A 14,127-nucleotide genomic window follows, 5' to 3' on the forward strand; every position below is an offset into this window, starting at 1 on the left:
GAACCGGCATTTTACGATGCTTCGCGATGACGAAGAATCCTTCAATCCCAACAAGTTGTGGGTTATTCAGGGCCGACGAAGTAGTCGGCGGGCGAAACGCCCGCCTTGATTAGTGGAAGCGAGGCGACCTCAGAGCGTTGCGCCGACCTTGCGCAATTCCGCCAGAACCGGGGCCTTCGGCAGCCAGATTTTGTCATATTCGGCAATCACTGGCTCCGCGTCCTTCACATCAGAGACGACGATCTTGACGGGTTGCTTTGAGAAGTTCTCCAAGAGGCCAGGCTGGTTGGCTACGATCTCATCGATCTCGAAGTCAAGCGCTGCGCGGGTCACTTTAGAGATCAACTCACGATCGGCTGTTGGCAGGGTGGTCCAGACTCGACCGGAGACCAGCGCCACCATCGGCATGTGAACGGCATTCATCCGCAGGATGGTCTTAGAAACGCGGTCAAAACGCTGGTTCCAGGAGAAGTCGAGATCTGCCTCAAGGCCGTCCACTTGGCCGTTGGCCATTGCGTCAAACACCTGCGGGGTTGGGATCGGTGTGGGGGCGGCTCCCAGGATCTGGTAGAAGTCGCGGAAGGCGGGCGTCGGATTGATCCGCAGCTTCATGCCCTTTAGGTCGGCGACAGAAGAGATCTCCTTGGCCGAGAACACCGCCCGGATCGACGTGATGCCCCAGCCAAGGCCTATCGTGCCGGTTTCCTTTGGAAGATAATCGAACAGACCGAGTGCGACCGGGTGGCGGACGAGCTTCGCCACTGCTTCGGTGGAGCGCACCACGTAGGGAGCGTTGATCGCCGCAATCGCCGGAACCCGCGAGCCAAGCTCAGCGGCCTGTATGAAGGCCATATCGAGGGCACCCGACTGAAGCTGCTGCATCATGGCGCCTTCGTTGCCGAGCTGGCCGGCATGGAAAACGGTGAGCGACAGGCGGCCATTGGTCTCCGCCTTCAGGGTCTCGCCGACTTTCAGAGCAGCGTTGTTCCAGGGATGGTTCGGGGGTGTAATGACGCCAAGGCGGAACTCACGGCTTTGAGCGCGTAGCACAGTCGGGGCCGCAAGCGGTAGGGTTGCGCCGGCTGCTAAGGCGAAGAGATGTCTGCGAGAAATGGTCATGATTAGTCCTCTATTCTTTCGTCAAGTTAGTCGACGAGGGCAAGCGAGAGAGTGGGCCATACTGACAGAATGATCAGCATCAGGCAGGCAACGATGAAGAAGGGCAGTGTCACTATAAACATCTTGCCGGGCTTGGCGCCTGTGACGGCTGCCGCGACGAAGAAGCAGAGGCCGACGGGAGGCGACAGAAGTCCGAGCACCAGATTGATCACAACGACGACCCCAAAATGCCGCGGATCGATATGATAAACCTCGGTGGCGATGGGCAGGAGGATCGGCACTGTCATGATCAGGCCGGGCACGCCGTCGATAACCGTGCCGATGACGAGCAGGATAACGTTCACCAGAAGCATGAAGGTGACCGGATCTTTAGCAACCGACTGAATCCAGCCCGCCACTTCCTGCGGAACCTTGCCGAAAATTAGAATCCAGGAAAACACCGCTGCGGCGGCTACCAGGAACAGGACGATCGCCGAGTAGATCCCCGATCGGAGCAGCATTTCCGGGACTTGGGAAAAGCGGAACTCCCGTGTCCAGTAACGACCAACCAGTGCCGCCGCAATTGCTCCCACGGCGGCGGCCTCCGTAGCATTGGCAAGGCCTGTGAGGATGGAGCCGACGATCACGGCCGGGATGGATAGTGTTGGGAGGGCGCGAAGCACAGTCATCACGCGCTCGCGCGGCGTCATACGTGCTCCAGACGGAAAATTGTAGACGAAGCCCATTACTGCGATGATGGTGCAAAACAGCACCGTCAACAGCACTCCGGGGATAATGCCAGAGATCAGCATGTCAGAGACCGGCACCTGGGCCAGCACACTGTAGACCACGAACATCACCGATGGTGGAATAATCGGGCCCAGCATTCCTGCATAGGCAGTAAGGCCTGCTGCGAAGGTCTTATCGTAGCCCTGACGCTCCATCTCGGGCACCATGATCTGCGCCATGATCGCAACCTGAGCTGTGGCAGAGCCCAGGATCGACGCAACGAACATGTTGGCGAGCACGTTCACATAAGCCAAGCCGCCGCGCAATGCACCCACGATGGCCATCGCCATTTCGACGATGCGCCGAGTGATGCCGCCCCCGTTCATAATCTCGCCGATTAGAATGAACAGCGGAATGGCAATGAGGCTATAACTATCGACGCCGCTGAACATCTGCAGCGGAAAGGATTGGAACAGCAATGGATTGCCGGAAACAACGATATAGACAATGCCCGCGAGGCAAAGGCACAGGCCGATCGGCACGCCAACAAGCATGATGGCAACAAAGGCGGCGGAGGTGATCATCAGTTGATCCCAGTGCTGGTGGTGGCCTGGAACCCCGGAAAGGCGCTCCTGCCGACAATGCCCAGATCCTCCAATGTATTGGCAAGGCCGTGCAGCGTCATCGAGACAGCAAAAATCGGCAGGACGAGGTACACGATCCAACTCGGCCAGTTCAGTGTCTGAGTGTGTTCCGTGTAAAGAAAGTTGAAGGTCTCGCCCGCATAAGCCTTAGCATCGAAGCCCGTGCGGGCGATACCGATTGGGTCCATCCACAGCCAGCACATGATCCCAAGTCCAAAACCGAAACCGACGACGGCCAACGCGGAGATGATCCGAGCAATCTGCTGCCCGCGCGGAGAGAGCCATTCGGTGAGCATAGTCACAGCAAAATCAAGTCGAAGCCGCGTCATCGCAGAGGCCCCGATGAATGTCAGCCAGACTGTCGCATAAACTGCCGACTCGTCGATCCAATAGATTGGCAGGCCTGCATAGCGGGTCGTGACGTTGATTAGAATCAGCAGGGTCAGGATACCCATAAAGCTCATGATCGCGACGCGCTCAGTGGCGAGCAGTCCATTGGAGAGGGCAATAACCGCTCGAACTGGCAAGGGCGGCGTATGAGAGCTAGGCAAAGACTCATATGCCGATGATAGGTTCGATTCGACCACTCGCAAAGCTCCATTCCTAGCCACCGAAAGCTTACCGTATACAATCTACAGAGTAGCAGCGATGTAAAGCATTTCGTGGTTGACCGCTGTAATAGGGCCTTCGAAACGCTCTGATGCTGTTGAACGTGTCCTCAGGAGGAGAAGGACTGCCATTGCGGCGCCGCCTTCGTGCGGCTCAGCCCGAAACCGAGGTCAGCACGGAGATGGCGCAATCAAGTGGCTTCAAACCGTCTGCGTCCACCCTGGGTATAGACAGGTACGAAAAGGCCCGCAGTCGAGCGGGCCTCTCACAAATCACTTAAGCAGCGTGTTTCTGTACCGTACCGGACTGTCTGCTCCACTCCGCATACCATGCGTTGAAGAGCTTGAGCTGCGTCTCAGCATAGCCGCGCTGACTATCCGAGAGCGCATCGGTTTCGTTGAAGTGCAGCGCGTATTCCGGGTTCCCCTTCAGCACCATAAGATGCTTATAGTACAGCACCAGATCCGGCCCCTCGTCGAAGGAGGAGAGGACGTGCAGCGCCTCCTCCAGCTCCTTCGCCCGCTGACGGGCCTCAGCATCACCTTTCGCAGCAGCCTGAGCAAGGGCGCAAAGGTGAAGGACCTCGCGGGGCAGCACGTTGCCAATGCCGGTGATCGCACCAGTGGCGCCGCAATTGACGAAGCCGTGGAACACAGCGGTATCGACACCAACCATCAGCGTCACACCGTCATCCTGGCTGGTGATGTGTTCGGCCGCATAAGTCAGCGCCTCGGCACCGCCGAATTCCTTGAAACCGATCAGGTTCGGATGCTCGGCGCGAAGGGCAAAGAACAGGTCACCGCGGGTCGCGAAGCCGTAATAGGGACTGTTGTAAATCACTGCCGGCAGATCGGGAGCGGCAGCGAGGATAGCCTTGAAATGGTGACGCTGTGCGGTTAGCGACGACCCACGGGAGAGAACACGTGGAATTACCATCAGGCCTTGGGCGCCGACCTTCTGCGCGTGTGCAGCGTGGGCCACCGCGGCGCTGGTGTTGACAGCTCCAGTTCCAACGATGACCGGCACGCCGGCCTTCACCAGGCGCTCCACACCTTTCATGCGCTGCTCATCAGTCAGCAGTGGCCAGTCACCCATCGAGCCACAGTAGACTACCGCGGACATTCCGGCCCCGATCAGCTCTTGGCCTTTGCGCACTAGCGCGTCGAAGTCGGGGCTGCGATCGGCCTTGCAAGGCGTCATGAGCGCCGGGATGCAGCCGGAAAAGATCTTGGGATTCATGCGATTCTCCTTCAGAAGCCGGTCTGTCTGCCCGCATATACGGTGGGCGCAGACACAAAAATTCGCTGAGACTGGGGTCAACTCGGGATTTTATACAATCTACACTCTATGCAGTCAACACTTATTGGTAGGAGCGGTGGCATAAGCGCGCCAAAACTGGGGAATGGCGACCCAGCGTGAGCTCATAGCGTCCGGTCAGGCGCGCTCGGCTACTACCGATGGGGATGTTCGAGGGCGGAGAGCGCGTCGAAAATCCTCAATATTGGCAATTATATCAATAGCGCTGTGCAATTCGCTAAGATGTAGCCTCCATCCGTTCTTAGCTGCGCTTCGGCCATATTCACACTCCACAGGCGGCCTCAGCGGCATCCTGATCCCTATCGCCTCGCAAGCGTTGGATGGGTTGCTATCTTTTGGTCCTGAATTCCTGTCGATTGTTGCTTTGGCCGGATGCAATGATCCGATCGCCGACGCGATTGGCCGCGGTGGTCATACCTACCGCGACAGGATCAGATCCTGTCACGTTGTGAAACTCTTGCACGACAAGCCTAGTTCTCTCGATCTGACGGCACTCTTGACCCTACGTTGTAGATGGAATGCGTCTACGGCTATGACACGAACGACAAGCTGAGCTAAAGTCGGAGGTCGCATCGAGGGAGTGCCTCCTCCGGGTTTGTCGCAACTTTTTGTTTCAGAGTTTCAGCTATTGGGACGGAGGTCTCAGTGGCGGAGGAATAGGTGTTCAAGGGCAGACATTTCGATCGTTCGGTGATCCTCCTCTGCGTGCGGTGGTATCTGGCCTATAATTTGAGCCTGCGAAATCTTGAAGAGATGATGGCTGAGAGGGGCATCTCGGTCGACCATGCGACCATTCACAGGTGGGTCGTCCGGTACTCGCCGGAACTTCTGAAGCGCTTCAATGCACGCAAGCGAGCGGTCACTGGCAAGTGGCATGTCGACGAGACGTATATCAAAGTGCGTGGCCGATGGACGTACTTGTACCGCGCCATCGACAGCAACGGTGACACCGTTGAGTTCTGGTTCAGCGAACGGCGCAATCTGACAGCCGCCAAGCGGTTCCTGCACAAGGCACTCGTGCGTCATGGTCGGCCTGAGAGGATCGTCATCGACGGTAGCCAGACCAACCGGGGAGCCATCCTGTCGTGTGATGCCGAGAGCCGTCTGCTGGATCGTTCAAGGTACGAACTTAAGCCGATCCGGATCCGGCAAAGTGCCTACCTCAACAACCGCATTGAACAGGACCACCGTGCAATCAAGCGGCGGGTTCGACCGATACTCGGCTTCAAGTCGATTGCCACGGCCAAGGTGATCTTGGGCGGGATTGAGATGATCCACATGATGCGCAAAGGACAGGCGAAATATGCCCGGAATCCTCAGCCTTCACTCCCGGAGCAGTTCGAGCTGCTTGCTGCCTGAACGCACTACCGAGCGCTTGTCCCTGTCCTGTCTCCCCTCCGGATTTGCGACACAACCGTCCTGACTGGTCTTCGGACAAGAGGTCGCCTATGAGCCCATCGTCACAATGGACGCTTTTCATCGCCCGCCCCGGAAGAGATCGGCAGCACGTCATCCGGGATCCCCGCGGCGAGCCCCGGATCCTCTTTGGCGAAGACGATGGCACGAGGATCAACGATCGTCTGGCGAGGTATCTTGTCGAGAGCCTGAATGCGGATCTCAACCCAGAAGACCCGAACCCGGACGGGGGCTGGTTCGTGGACAGCCCGGAAGACGGCGACGAGCAGGATCCGGCCATTCTGATTTGCGACCTTGATTTCGAAATCCGAATCGAGATCCTCGACACGGAAAACCTCAAGGAGGATCAGGCGCTAGGTCAAAGGATTGTAGCTCTGATCAATACGTATTTCCGCCGGAACGAAGGTTCGCGTCCCGACGCTGCGTCCTTCAGTTCTCCAACCGAAAAGCAGCAAACCAAATCCAGGCGGTGACCGGTCTGGTATTGAACCCAGCCCAGCAGGAGCCAGTGGATCGAGCAGGGCGGGGGCAAGAAGCCCGACCCCAGCAATGAACGAACTCAGAACCCAGGCTGTCGAGACGCTGCGACGGGAGGAGACGATAGCTTTTAAAGCATCTCCCAGGCAACCACGACAGTGTATCCCGTTTGTCGCCCAAACTCGCGGGCCCGGATGAGCAGCGCTGGAGTTCGATCAGCTTGCGTATACGGGGGTTATCCATGCTCCAAGACTTTGTGCCGCGCCCATCGAACGTACACCGCAGTCTCCTTGTGGCACTCAGCCTGTCAGCCGGCGCAGGATGGGGCTCCTATGCCATCGTGAGGCGCACGTCGGCTGCGGTCGAACACCAGCTTCGTGATCAGGTTACAAGCCTGCAGACCGCTCAGACCCGGCTTGTTGCCGAGCAGACGTAGGCTCAAGTCTCACTCTCGGAGATGGCGCAGCTCCGTATGGAGCTTGCAACCGCTCGGCGAGAAACCAATCGGCTTTCTTAAGGACGAGATGAAATCCTAGTGGATCTTCCTCCAGTCAGGCCCGATGCCAAAGGTGCGAACCTCCGCCCCAGGAACGCCAACCACGATGTGCCCAACACAGGATCGATCGGGGAGAGGACCAGCACGACCCAAAACGACAAAGCAGTATCGGCAAAGCTGCTGGAAAAGCAGCCTCGCAATCCGCAGGTTGCGGTAGTCGGTAATTCGTCATCGGGCAAAGGCCGGCTGAGAGGCCTCGTGGCAAAGAACTGACCGCCGTCAGTGAACTGGATACAGCAGCCTTGCGCCAACTGACGAAATCAGCGGAGACGCCGGTGCGGTAGACAACATCCCTACAGCTAACGCAGACCTCTACGACCAACGGCGGGGAGAAGGTGCGAAACCAATCGGCTGCTGAGGAGGTCGGGCGCGACTCATCAGGCTGCTCATGCAGCATTGCACGCATGAGATCGTCCTGTTGGAAGTTCCTGGCACGACATCGGTTACATACTTCTTGTTACGATAAGTGTTTCGCGTAATTTTCGCGAACAGTTGTCGCATGCGCACAAAGACCGATCTTCCACTGCATGGTAATGGGGAGCGGCGACAAAGAAGATGAAGGATTTGTTAATGTTTTGGAGAGAGGCTGTTTGCTGTCGTGACGAACTAATTCGCCTTATCTTCGCAGTAGATCTTGCGCCTCCAACAAAAGGTATTGCGCATGAGCAAGACGAAGCCCGACACCAACCAGTCTCTGCATCCTGCTCTAGAAGAATTGCGACAAATCCTTGCCAGAGAGCAGACGTTGGAGGAGTTTCGGAAACGCTCTGGATACGATCCTTCCGCACCTGCCCGATGGGTCAAGGCACGAGAGGCGAGGAGGGCATCTGAGAAGAGGCGCTAACCTAATGACAGCCCCAGGTTCCGCCGGCCCGCCGTTCTGGTATGTGCTCTACATTCGATCGCATAGCCTGACCGCAGCTGGTATCGAAGAACCCACCCGACGCCATCCAGCGCGATGCCTCGCGAAATTATGGGATTGTGTCAACGGTCCTGGGACCCTGGCGAAGACGTCGATCATCGCGGTCACCTTCACTGTCTACCAGGGCAACATCGACTAGATGGAGCAGGCAGCATGACGCCGGAGCGCTTCGCCCTGATGCAGCAACTGCTGAACAACGCGAAATTCGACTGGACCTATGGCGACACGGAGTATCTGCGTGAGCCGGTCGATTTCATGCCGCGCTATCCTAAGAAGAGCGTCGTGGCGGATCTGCCGTGGATCAGAAAGATCGCTTTCACCCTGCATAAGGAGCGTGTCGCAATGCTCGACCGCTCCGGCTACCCGCTGACACCCTCGTTCATGATCGCCTGGGTGGAAGCGGAAGGCTACGTGATACAGGCTTCCGCCTTCGATGACGATGGAAATGGAATGGCGCAGAATATGATCGGTTGCCCATGCCCAAAGGGCCGGAACCGATGATCAAATATGTCCCTATAAGTTCCTCCTGTGAGAGAACCTTGCCATGGCACCGGCCACAAACTTCTTGTCAAAATGCTTATTATGCAAAATGTTATTTCGTATAGGCAGATTCTTGTCTGAAGTGCGAATGGCGTTACAAAGTAAGGCTTTGCACGAGGCCCCTTGATGAAACCGCCCTATACTCACTGAGGCCTGGATGTGCGCGGTGAGCTGTTCCGCCTGCGCTCTACTCAGATCCCAATGGCGGGTCATTGCTCAGCCTGAACCGCCATCCTTCGACACTCTACCGTGGGATCAAACGGAACTGGTTTCACGATGAGTAACCGCTGTATCGCTACCCGTTAAACTACGGCTTGAATCCACATCATGGCATACTCGCCGTTCAGTCATCAGAACCTGACAGAGACTTCACCCACCGACTTCGCAAAGCAGGCATACGTTTACGTGGATTGTTTGGACGTTTGCCTTTTTACTGCCAAGGTTTGCGGCCAGAAGCCTCGCCATTGCACGAGTAAGTAGTTTTATCTCACCAGCGTATCTGATTGGCTCTGCTGAACAGGGGGCACCTGCGAACTATGCATGTTCGGCCTCCAGCGGCAGCACCAAGCTCCTAACACAAGCGGGGTAACTCCTCAGATACGTTGAAGTAATCTGCCCAAGAGACAAGAGTCTCAATCTGCCTTGGGCGACAAATAGACTTGGATCAGGGGCCTACCATGGATGGATTGTCGTTACTGGTTATTGCCATTGGCTCAGTGCTTGTCACTCTCGTGGCGTTTCTCGGCACGTTTGACTACATCTATCCGGTGTCTGATGCGAAGCTAGGCGGCATCTACCCAAGTGGGACATCCAAGCGCAGTAACTGACTCCAGTCGTTGGTCCTGGAAGATCTAACAACCACCCCTGTCTGTGCTGTTCACATAGTTGATTGCTAGGCCTTCTATAGGGCTCAGGCAAAAGAAAGCCCCAAGACACGCTCAGGGCTGAAGGGGGTTATCCAGAGGGAACCGTCACGATCAGGAGGAAGAGCAACGTGATGGCACGGACAAACAATCCTGGATGGGCAATGTTCCAGATGGCTGTGCCTCATGGCTCTAAAGGTGCATGACTCAGCCGCACACTCGGATCAGGAACCCAACCTAATTGACGTGCCATGTGTGAGTATAGCTGTGTTGTGAGGAAGCGCTCTTTGACTACCACAACAATGTCCCGCCGTCCTGAATACCTCCAGCGTGGGCCATCCCCACCAGCAGCCGTGACCAGAGCCTCGGTGTCATGGGAAACCAGACCATGGTGCCGGTTTAGCTCGAAATTTATGCGGTATTCGTCAGAGCCAATGTGCCCCGGCTTGCGAACCTTCACGTGAGCAGTCACCAGAATATCGCGGCGACCCAGCAAGGGCTCGGCTGAGAGCGTGAGGGTATCCCTTAGGATGATCCAAGAACCTTGGACTGGTGGCACTCGCACTTCAAGTGGCAGCGAAAGGCAGTCAGTGACATCCACCTCCCGGCTCTTAACGTCGCTTCAACGCTGCCTGCCTCATCCTCGCCTTGCTTTCTGAGGAATAGGTCAAGCCGACACATCGAAGGCGCAGAAAGGCGAGCACAATGGACTATGAGGATCTCGTTGAGTTGGTAGCTGGCGATCTGACCCAGAGCGTCTCTCGTATGCTCATCGAGATGGGCACTGAGGAGGGCCAGAGGTTTGCCAAGGAAGCCCTTGTTGAGTTTGCAACCCAGGCGCTGAACGGCGCTCCCAAGGTCGGCAGTATGCATCTGTCAACCTTCACCAATGGCGAGAGACACGCCCTGGCCCGAGCCTCCGCAATTGTCTTGGCAACCATTCAGGCAGACACTTCCCGGCCTCAGTGAGAGGTTCAGAGGCAATCCCTCATGTTGTGGGCCCGCATCCACTCAGGGTTGGAGTATTTCCCCGTTAACGCGGAGCTACAAGGTCTCCCGTGCATTGGAGGTCAGTCAAGTACGACTGCCGCTATCCGGATTAACCCAGCGATTACTCCCCTGCCCGATAGTGCCCGTCCATGCACAACAAAGGAAATAACATGAGTGATGTAGTAGGAATTGCGGGCGATCGGATCCGCTCGTTTGTGGAGCGCATTGAGCAGATCGAAACCGAACTCAAGGAGCTCACCGAGGCCAAAAAGGAGATCTTCTCCGAGGCTAAGGGTGAGGGCTTCGATGTGAAGGTGCTCAAGGAGATCATCAAGCTGCGCAAGCAGGATCAAGAGGAGCGTGACGAGCACGATACCTTGCTCGACGTCTACATGCGAGCGATGGACGAGACTGCTGCAATCCCTGCCGCTCAAGCGGCATGACGGCATCTCACCTTTACCTGACTTCTGGTGTCCAATGACTAGAGCAATGCTGGAAACGAGATCTTTACCAGCAGGCATCAGAGTCGTCGGGTGGTGTTACAACCAGAACCGCACGCGCCTCAGCTGTGAACCCCGCCCGGTTCATTCAGCTGAGTCGCCCCTGAACTTGCCGGTGCTGGCCATCCGCGAGAACCGGCAGCCATGGAACCCGACCGCCGTGCCGATTAGCTGCCTAGGCAAGAAAGGGCACCAATGTCTGATCCCAAGATGCTCTCCGGCGAGCTGAGCCTGTGGGCTGCGGTGTTGCTGGGCCAGGGTGAGAAGGATTGGGCTGAACTGCTGGATCGTGCCGCGGCCAAGATCGCCCATGGCGAGCAGGACCAGCAAACAGCCGCAAGCCTCCTACTTTACGCCGTTGTGGTGGGGCAGAAGGATCAGCCTTCGTTTCAGTTTCTGCTGGAAAAAGCTGCGGACCTCTTGGCTATTCCCTCAGGTCCTGCGGCACACTGACTGGCACGCAGAAAGTACGCTCGGTGCAGCACAGATCACCTCATCAAGCCGCTTGGCAGAGTGGGAAATCCGGAACAACTAGGTACTCGTAAGGTCAGACACGATCGGAGGCCGCCTCAAGCTGGGTACAACACCGCTGCCATCCTACCCTGCCCCGATAAGCGTCAACGACCTTCGAAACAGGAGCAGTCCAGCGGAGGCCAAGCACCAAAGCTCCCCCTAAGCCGCATGCAATTGGTGCCGATACCGCTGCGGGAGTATGGTCGCCGATGCTGCGGAAAGCGTACCGGCGCGCACCGTCCTAGAATGTTGCAGGCCTTTGCTGTTTTGATTTCCTCACTCGTTTGAAACCGTTGGTTAACTATGCAAGCGCATGCTCTCACGTGGCGCTCAAGGGGCAGGGCGGGCTCCCTCTGACTTGGAGACAGTTGCTCATGGCGGATAAACGTTTCACCGACACGATCGAGGAGAAGCTGGCATTGATCTCGCCAACGCTGAAAGCCATCGAGTTCGGAGGAGATCAGCCTTATCCGCAAGAGTTGCAGACACTCCTTAGACAGCGCTTGGCAAGCCTGGTTGTTCTGTTCGAGCGAGATCCCGGCCTGGATGCCGCAACAGCCGACCTATACGCGGCGGCTGCTGCCGTTGTGAATGACACTGCAGTGCCTTCTCAGCCCCTCGCCCGAAAACGCCGTCTGCTTAAGGAAGCCCAAGCACGCTTCCAGGAGCGCATTGTGACTGCACGCCCGAATGGAAGAAGAGCCTGCGCCGCTTGGCTACAGGACGAACTCTTCCTCGCAGCCTGATCCAGGCCTGGGTGCCGGATCCCGGATCCCCTGCCCTCCTCACCCAAACAGTTGCTGATCGGCTTTGCACTGGCGAGCAATCGGTCACAGATTAAAGCACTCGAGGAAACGGTCTCACCAGCAGCCGCAGACTGGATAGTTGATGGCACGCGCACCTCGCCACGATCGTGGTGAGGTGCGCGGGAGGAGCAGTCTCAGGCGAGGTGTTGGGCGAAGTATTTGTTCATCTCGAACATGCTGACCTGGCTCTTGCCGCCGAAGACGGCTTGGAGCTTCTCATCGGCCAGGATCTCCCGCTTGTTCGCAGGGTTCTGGAGGTTCTTGGCCTTGATGTACTCCCACACCTTGCTCACCACTTCCGTGCGGGGCAGCGGGGACGAGCCGACCACAGCCGCCAGTTCATTTGACGGCTGCAGCGGCTTCATCAACGCCGGGTTCGGCTTCTTGGCTGCCGTTGTTCCGGCGCTGTCTGTCTTTGATGGTGCCATTTGGAAACTCCATTGTTACCTCCCTCGGTCATGTGTGAGGGCAAGCTGTCACGACAATGGCGTTCGATGACTTAACAGTCTCTTGACTTGGAGCGTCCTCATCAAGTTCCGATGACGGCCGGACAGGGCGAAGCCTGGAGGATGTGCTTTCTGTCCGGCCGGTGATTGCGTCAGCTAGTCGCCACCTGCCGATGACTTCTTGCGCGAGGAGGACCGTCTGCGGCCTTTGCTGCTCTCACCATTGCCGCGCTCCTCGCCCGACGAACCACCGAGGGCGCTCGTCACGACCTCACCGGCAGCTCCAATGGCAGCCGCTGCAACCTCCAGCGGAGCGGCAACGATCTCGGCGCCAAGGCTTCCCGCAGCCGAGACGGCGTCCCTGCCCTCCTGCATTCCACTGCCCTGTCCCTGCTCGCCGCTCTGCGGCTTCTCCAACACGTTCGCGACCGCCCTGAGGGCCTCCGCCATCACGGACCGTGCCTGCGGGGAGGTGAGTGTTGTCTCAAGGCTTGAGAGCCAGGACATCGTGTCCATTATGCTGCCCTGCGTCCGCGAGCGAGATGCGGAGCGAGCCTGCGTTGTGGATCGTGACCTCGCTGCGCCCGAGGTCGAACGTGCCGCGGTGCGCGATCCTGCGGAGGAACGGGATTTCGCGGGAACAGCCTGGGACTTCGTCGCGGACCGGGAGCCCCCCATTGCCTTGGGCTGCGCACGCTTGGAAGTGGTGGTCCCTTTCTTGGCGGCCGAGCGGGAGGCCGACTTCGATGCTGACTTCTCCAATGCCTTCCGGCCTCTGCTGGGTTGTGAAGGTCCGTCCTTCTGTTTCGTAGCCATGGTCAATCCTTCGTCTGCTGGGGCCGAAAGCCGGCCGTGCCGAGGAGTAATTGTCCTCAACCATAACAATGACAGCGTGGCCGTTCGGTTCAGCCCGCCAAAGCGTATGATCCTTGATCAATCAGAGTGAAGGTCGTGTTGCTAACGCGCGGCTTCCAACCGCGATGGCGAGTGCTGCGAGCATCAGAACCGCCGCAACAGCGAACGTGAGCTGCATGCCCGTGCCAACAGCAGAAGTCGTTAGCCGCGGTTGCGGAAGGAGGCCATGCCGAGGGTATGGCATGAAGAGGAAAGGCGAGCGTTGCCAATCCCAGTCATTTAACTTGGCCTCCCCCTGTTAGCAGTGAAGCGAAATCAGCCGGCAGGGGCTATTAGGGGGGTTGTAGAAAGCTCATGACGCTGACCTCCCATGAGGTCATGCGCCAATGCTAGGCCAGAGCGTCAAGACCATCCCTGAGCCACCAGATCTCGCTGAGGCCGACCACGGCCATATCCAGTTCGCAGCAGTCCCAGACTGTGCGGCTTCAGATCAGGCCCAAACCACCGGGAATTCAGACCATCTAAAGCTGGGATGGGGCGCGCCGAGTGTCGCCAAAGAGTAACAGAGGTTGACCGTTGTAAGCCGACCTCCCGCTTCTCAAGAATGACCGCATGACAAAACAAATAATCCGCATGAAATTGGACGAAAGCATCGCCCGCAATAACGGGCTGCTGCGAATAAATATTATTGGGGCCGGCAATTATGCTTAATTCTGCAGACAATATACCTGTACAAGCTGGGTCTCTGGACAACACACTTGATCGCTTAGCCGAGCATGCTCAACAACCACTTTTACCTGAGGAGTATATCCTCACCAACTCTGTCTCCGACCTGATTGAGGAAAG

General features: G+C 57.5%; 15 protein-coding genes. 9 read left to right on the forward strand and 6 right to left on the reverse strand.

The features are described 5' to 3' along the window. Positions 1-129: 129 nt before the first annotated feature. From JKG68_RS27110 to JKG68_RS27125, 4 genes are all read right to left on the reverse strand, one after another. On the reverse strand, positions 130-1,119 hold the full coding sequence (locus tag JKG68_RS27110; protein WP_202064991.1) for a TRAP transporter substrate-binding protein: 990 nt from the start codon (positions 1,117-1,119) through the stop codon (positions 130-132). A gap of 26 nt (positions 1,120-1,145) precedes the next feature. Further along, positions 1,146-2,411 carry a TRAP transporter large permease gene (locus JKG68_RS27115; RefSeq protein ID WP_202064993.1) on the reverse strand — a complete coding sequence of 422 codons (1,266 nt, stop codon included), beginning with the start codon at positions 2,409-2,411 and terminating at the stop codon, positions 1,146-1,148. Then, positions 2,411-3,022 carry a TRAP transporter small permease gene (locus tag JKG68_RS27120; RefSeq protein ID WP_376773220.1) on the reverse strand — a complete coding sequence of 204 codons (612 nt, stop codon included), beginning with the start codon at positions 3,020-3,022 and terminating at the stop codon, positions 2,411-2,413. Before JKG68_RS27120 ends, JKG68_RS27115 begins: the two co-directional genes overlap by 1 nt. 334 nt (positions 3,023-3,356) lie before the next feature. Continuing rightward, positions 3,357-4,319: a dihydrodipicolinate synthase family protein gene (locus JKG68_RS27125; RefSeq protein ID WP_202064995.1), complete on the reverse strand. Its 963-nt coding sequence runs from the start codon at positions 4,317-4,319 to the stop codon at positions 3,357-3,359. A gap of 738 nt (positions 4,320-5,057) precedes the next feature. Between JKG68_RS27125 and JKG68_RS27130 the strand changes: the two genes are divergently transcribed. The 8 genes from JKG68_RS27130 (at position 5,058) to JKG68_RS27165 (ending at position 11,920) form a co-directional block, all read left to right on the forward strand. Then, the gene (locus JKG68_RS27130; protein ID WP_202064996.1) at positions 5,058-5,756 is read left to right on the forward strand and encodes an IS6 family transposase; all 699 of its coding nucleotides are present in this window, start codon (positions 5,058-5,060) and stop codon (positions 5,754-5,756) included. An 89-nt stretch (positions 5,757-5,845) separates the two neighbouring features. Continuing rightward, positions 5,846-6,286, forward strand: coding sequence for a hypothetical protein (locus JKG68_RS27135; protein ID WP_202064998.1), 441 nt, complete (start codon positions 5,846-5,848; stop codon positions 6,284-6,286). A 245-nt stretch (positions 6,287-6,531) separates the two neighbouring features. Next, positions 6,532-6,726, forward strand: a complete 195-nt coding sequence (locus JKG68_RS27140) for a hypothetical protein (protein ID WP_202065000.1) — start codon at positions 6,532-6,534, stop codon at positions 6,724-6,726. Between the two features lie 1,195 nt (positions 6,727-7,921). Continuing rightward, positions 7,922-8,269 (forward strand): hypothetical protein, encoded by a 348-nt coding sequence (locus tag JKG68_RS27145; RefSeq protein ID WP_202065002.1) that lies wholly within the window; start codon positions 7,922-7,924, stop codon positions 8,267-8,269. A 1,607-nt stretch (positions 8,270-9,876) separates the two neighbouring features. Further along, a complete protein-coding gene (locus JKG68_RS27150; RefSeq protein WP_202065004.1) occupies positions 9,877-10,140 on the forward strand; it encodes a hypothetical protein in 264 nt (87 codons plus the stop codon). A gap of 191 nt (positions 10,141-10,331) precedes the next feature. Further along, complete coding sequence (locus JKG68_RS27155; RefSeq protein WP_202065006.1) at positions 10,332-10,604, forward strand: DUF2312 domain-containing protein; 273 nt, start codon at positions 10,332-10,334, stop codon at positions 10,602-10,604. 252 nt (positions 10,605-10,856) lie between these two features. Then, positions 10,857-11,114 carry a hypothetical protein gene (locus tag JKG68_RS27160; RefSeq protein ID WP_202065008.1) on the forward strand — a complete coding sequence of 86 codons (258 nt, stop codon included), beginning with the start codon at positions 10,857-10,859 and terminating at the stop codon, positions 11,112-11,114. Between the two features lie 434 nt (positions 11,115-11,548). Beyond that, positions 11,549-11,920 (forward strand): hypothetical protein, encoded by a 372-nt coding sequence (locus JKG68_RS27165; RefSeq protein WP_202065010.1) that lies wholly within the window; start codon positions 11,549-11,551, stop codon positions 11,918-11,920. Between the two features lie 194 nt (positions 11,921-12,114). Here JKG68_RS27165 and JKG68_RS27170 read toward each other — a convergent pair whose 3' ends face one another. Together JKG68_RS27170 and JKG68_RS27175 are read right to left on the reverse strand one after the other, a co-directional pair. Further along, a complete protein-coding gene (locus JKG68_RS27170; RefSeq protein ID WP_202065012.1) occupies positions 12,115-12,408 on the reverse strand; it encodes an SWIB/MDM2 domain-containing protein in 294 nt (97 codons plus the stop codon). A 174-nt stretch (positions 12,409-12,582) separates the two neighbouring features. Next, a complete protein-coding gene (locus JKG68_RS27175; RefSeq protein WP_202065013.1) occupies positions 12,583-12,942 on the reverse strand; it encodes a hypothetical protein in 360 nt (119 codons plus the stop codon). 46 nt (positions 12,943-12,988) lie between these two features. Between JKG68_RS27175 and JKG68_RS27180 the strand changes: the two genes are divergently transcribed. Beyond that, positions 12,989-13,372, forward strand: coding sequence for a hypothetical protein (locus tag JKG68_RS27180; protein ID WP_202065014.1), 384 nt, complete (start codon positions 12,989-12,991; stop codon positions 13,370-13,372). Positions 13,373-14,127: the final 755 nt, after the last annotated feature.

Origin of the sequence: Microvirga aerilata (assembly GCF_016743775.1) — a bacterium.
GTDB classification, from domain to species: domain Bacteria; phylum Pseudomonadota; class Alphaproteobacteria; order Rhizobiales; family Beijerinckiaceae; genus Microvirga; species Microvirga aerilata.

Coding starts and splice junctions, on each gene's coding strand:
- JKG68_RS27140 (WP_202065000.1), top strand. CDS start 6,532: ATGCTCCAAGACTTTGTGCCGCGCCCATCGAACGTACACCGCAGTCTC.
- JKG68_RS27165 (WP_202065010.1), top strand. CDS start 11,549: ATGGCGGATAAACGTTTCACCGACACGATCGAGGAGAAGCTGGCATTG.
- JKG68_RS27175 (WP_202065013.1), bottom strand. CDS start 12,942: ATGGACACGATGTCCTGGCTCTCAAGCCTTGAGACAACACTCACCTCC.
- JKG68_RS27150 (WP_202065004.1), top strand. CDS start 9,877: ATGGACTATGAGGATCTCGTTGAGTTGGTAGCTGGCGATCTGACCCAG.
- JKG68_RS27110 (WP_202064991.1), bottom strand. CDS start 1,119: ATGACCATTTCTCGCAGACATCTCTTCGCCTTAGCAGCCGGCGCAACC.
- JKG68_RS27125 (WP_202064995.1), bottom strand. CDS start 4,319: ATGAATCCCAAGATCTTTTCCGGCTGCATCCCGGCGCTCATGACGCCT.
- JKG68_RS27115 (WP_202064993.1), bottom strand. CDS start 2,411: ATGATCACCTCCGCCGCCTTTGTTGCCATCATGCTTGTTGGCGTGCCG.
- JKG68_RS27170 (WP_202065012.1), bottom strand. CDS start 12,408: ATGGCACCATCAAAGACAGACAGCGCCGGAACAACGGCAGCCAAGAAG.
- JKG68_RS27160 (WP_202065008.1), top strand. CDS start 10,857: ATGTCTGATCCCAAGATGCTCTCCGGCGAGCTGAGCCTGTGGGCTGCG.
- JKG68_RS27155 (WP_202065006.1), top strand. CDS start 10,332: ATGAGTGATGTAGTAGGAATTGCGGGCGATCGGATCCGCTCGTTTGTG.
- JKG68_RS27135 (WP_202064998.1), top strand. CDS start 5,846: ATGAGCCCATCGTCACAATGGACGCTTTTCATCGCCCGCCCCGGAAGA.
- JKG68_RS27145 (WP_202065002.1), top strand. CDS start 7,922: ATGACGCCGGAGCGCTTCGCCCTGATGCAGCAACTGCTGAACAACGCG.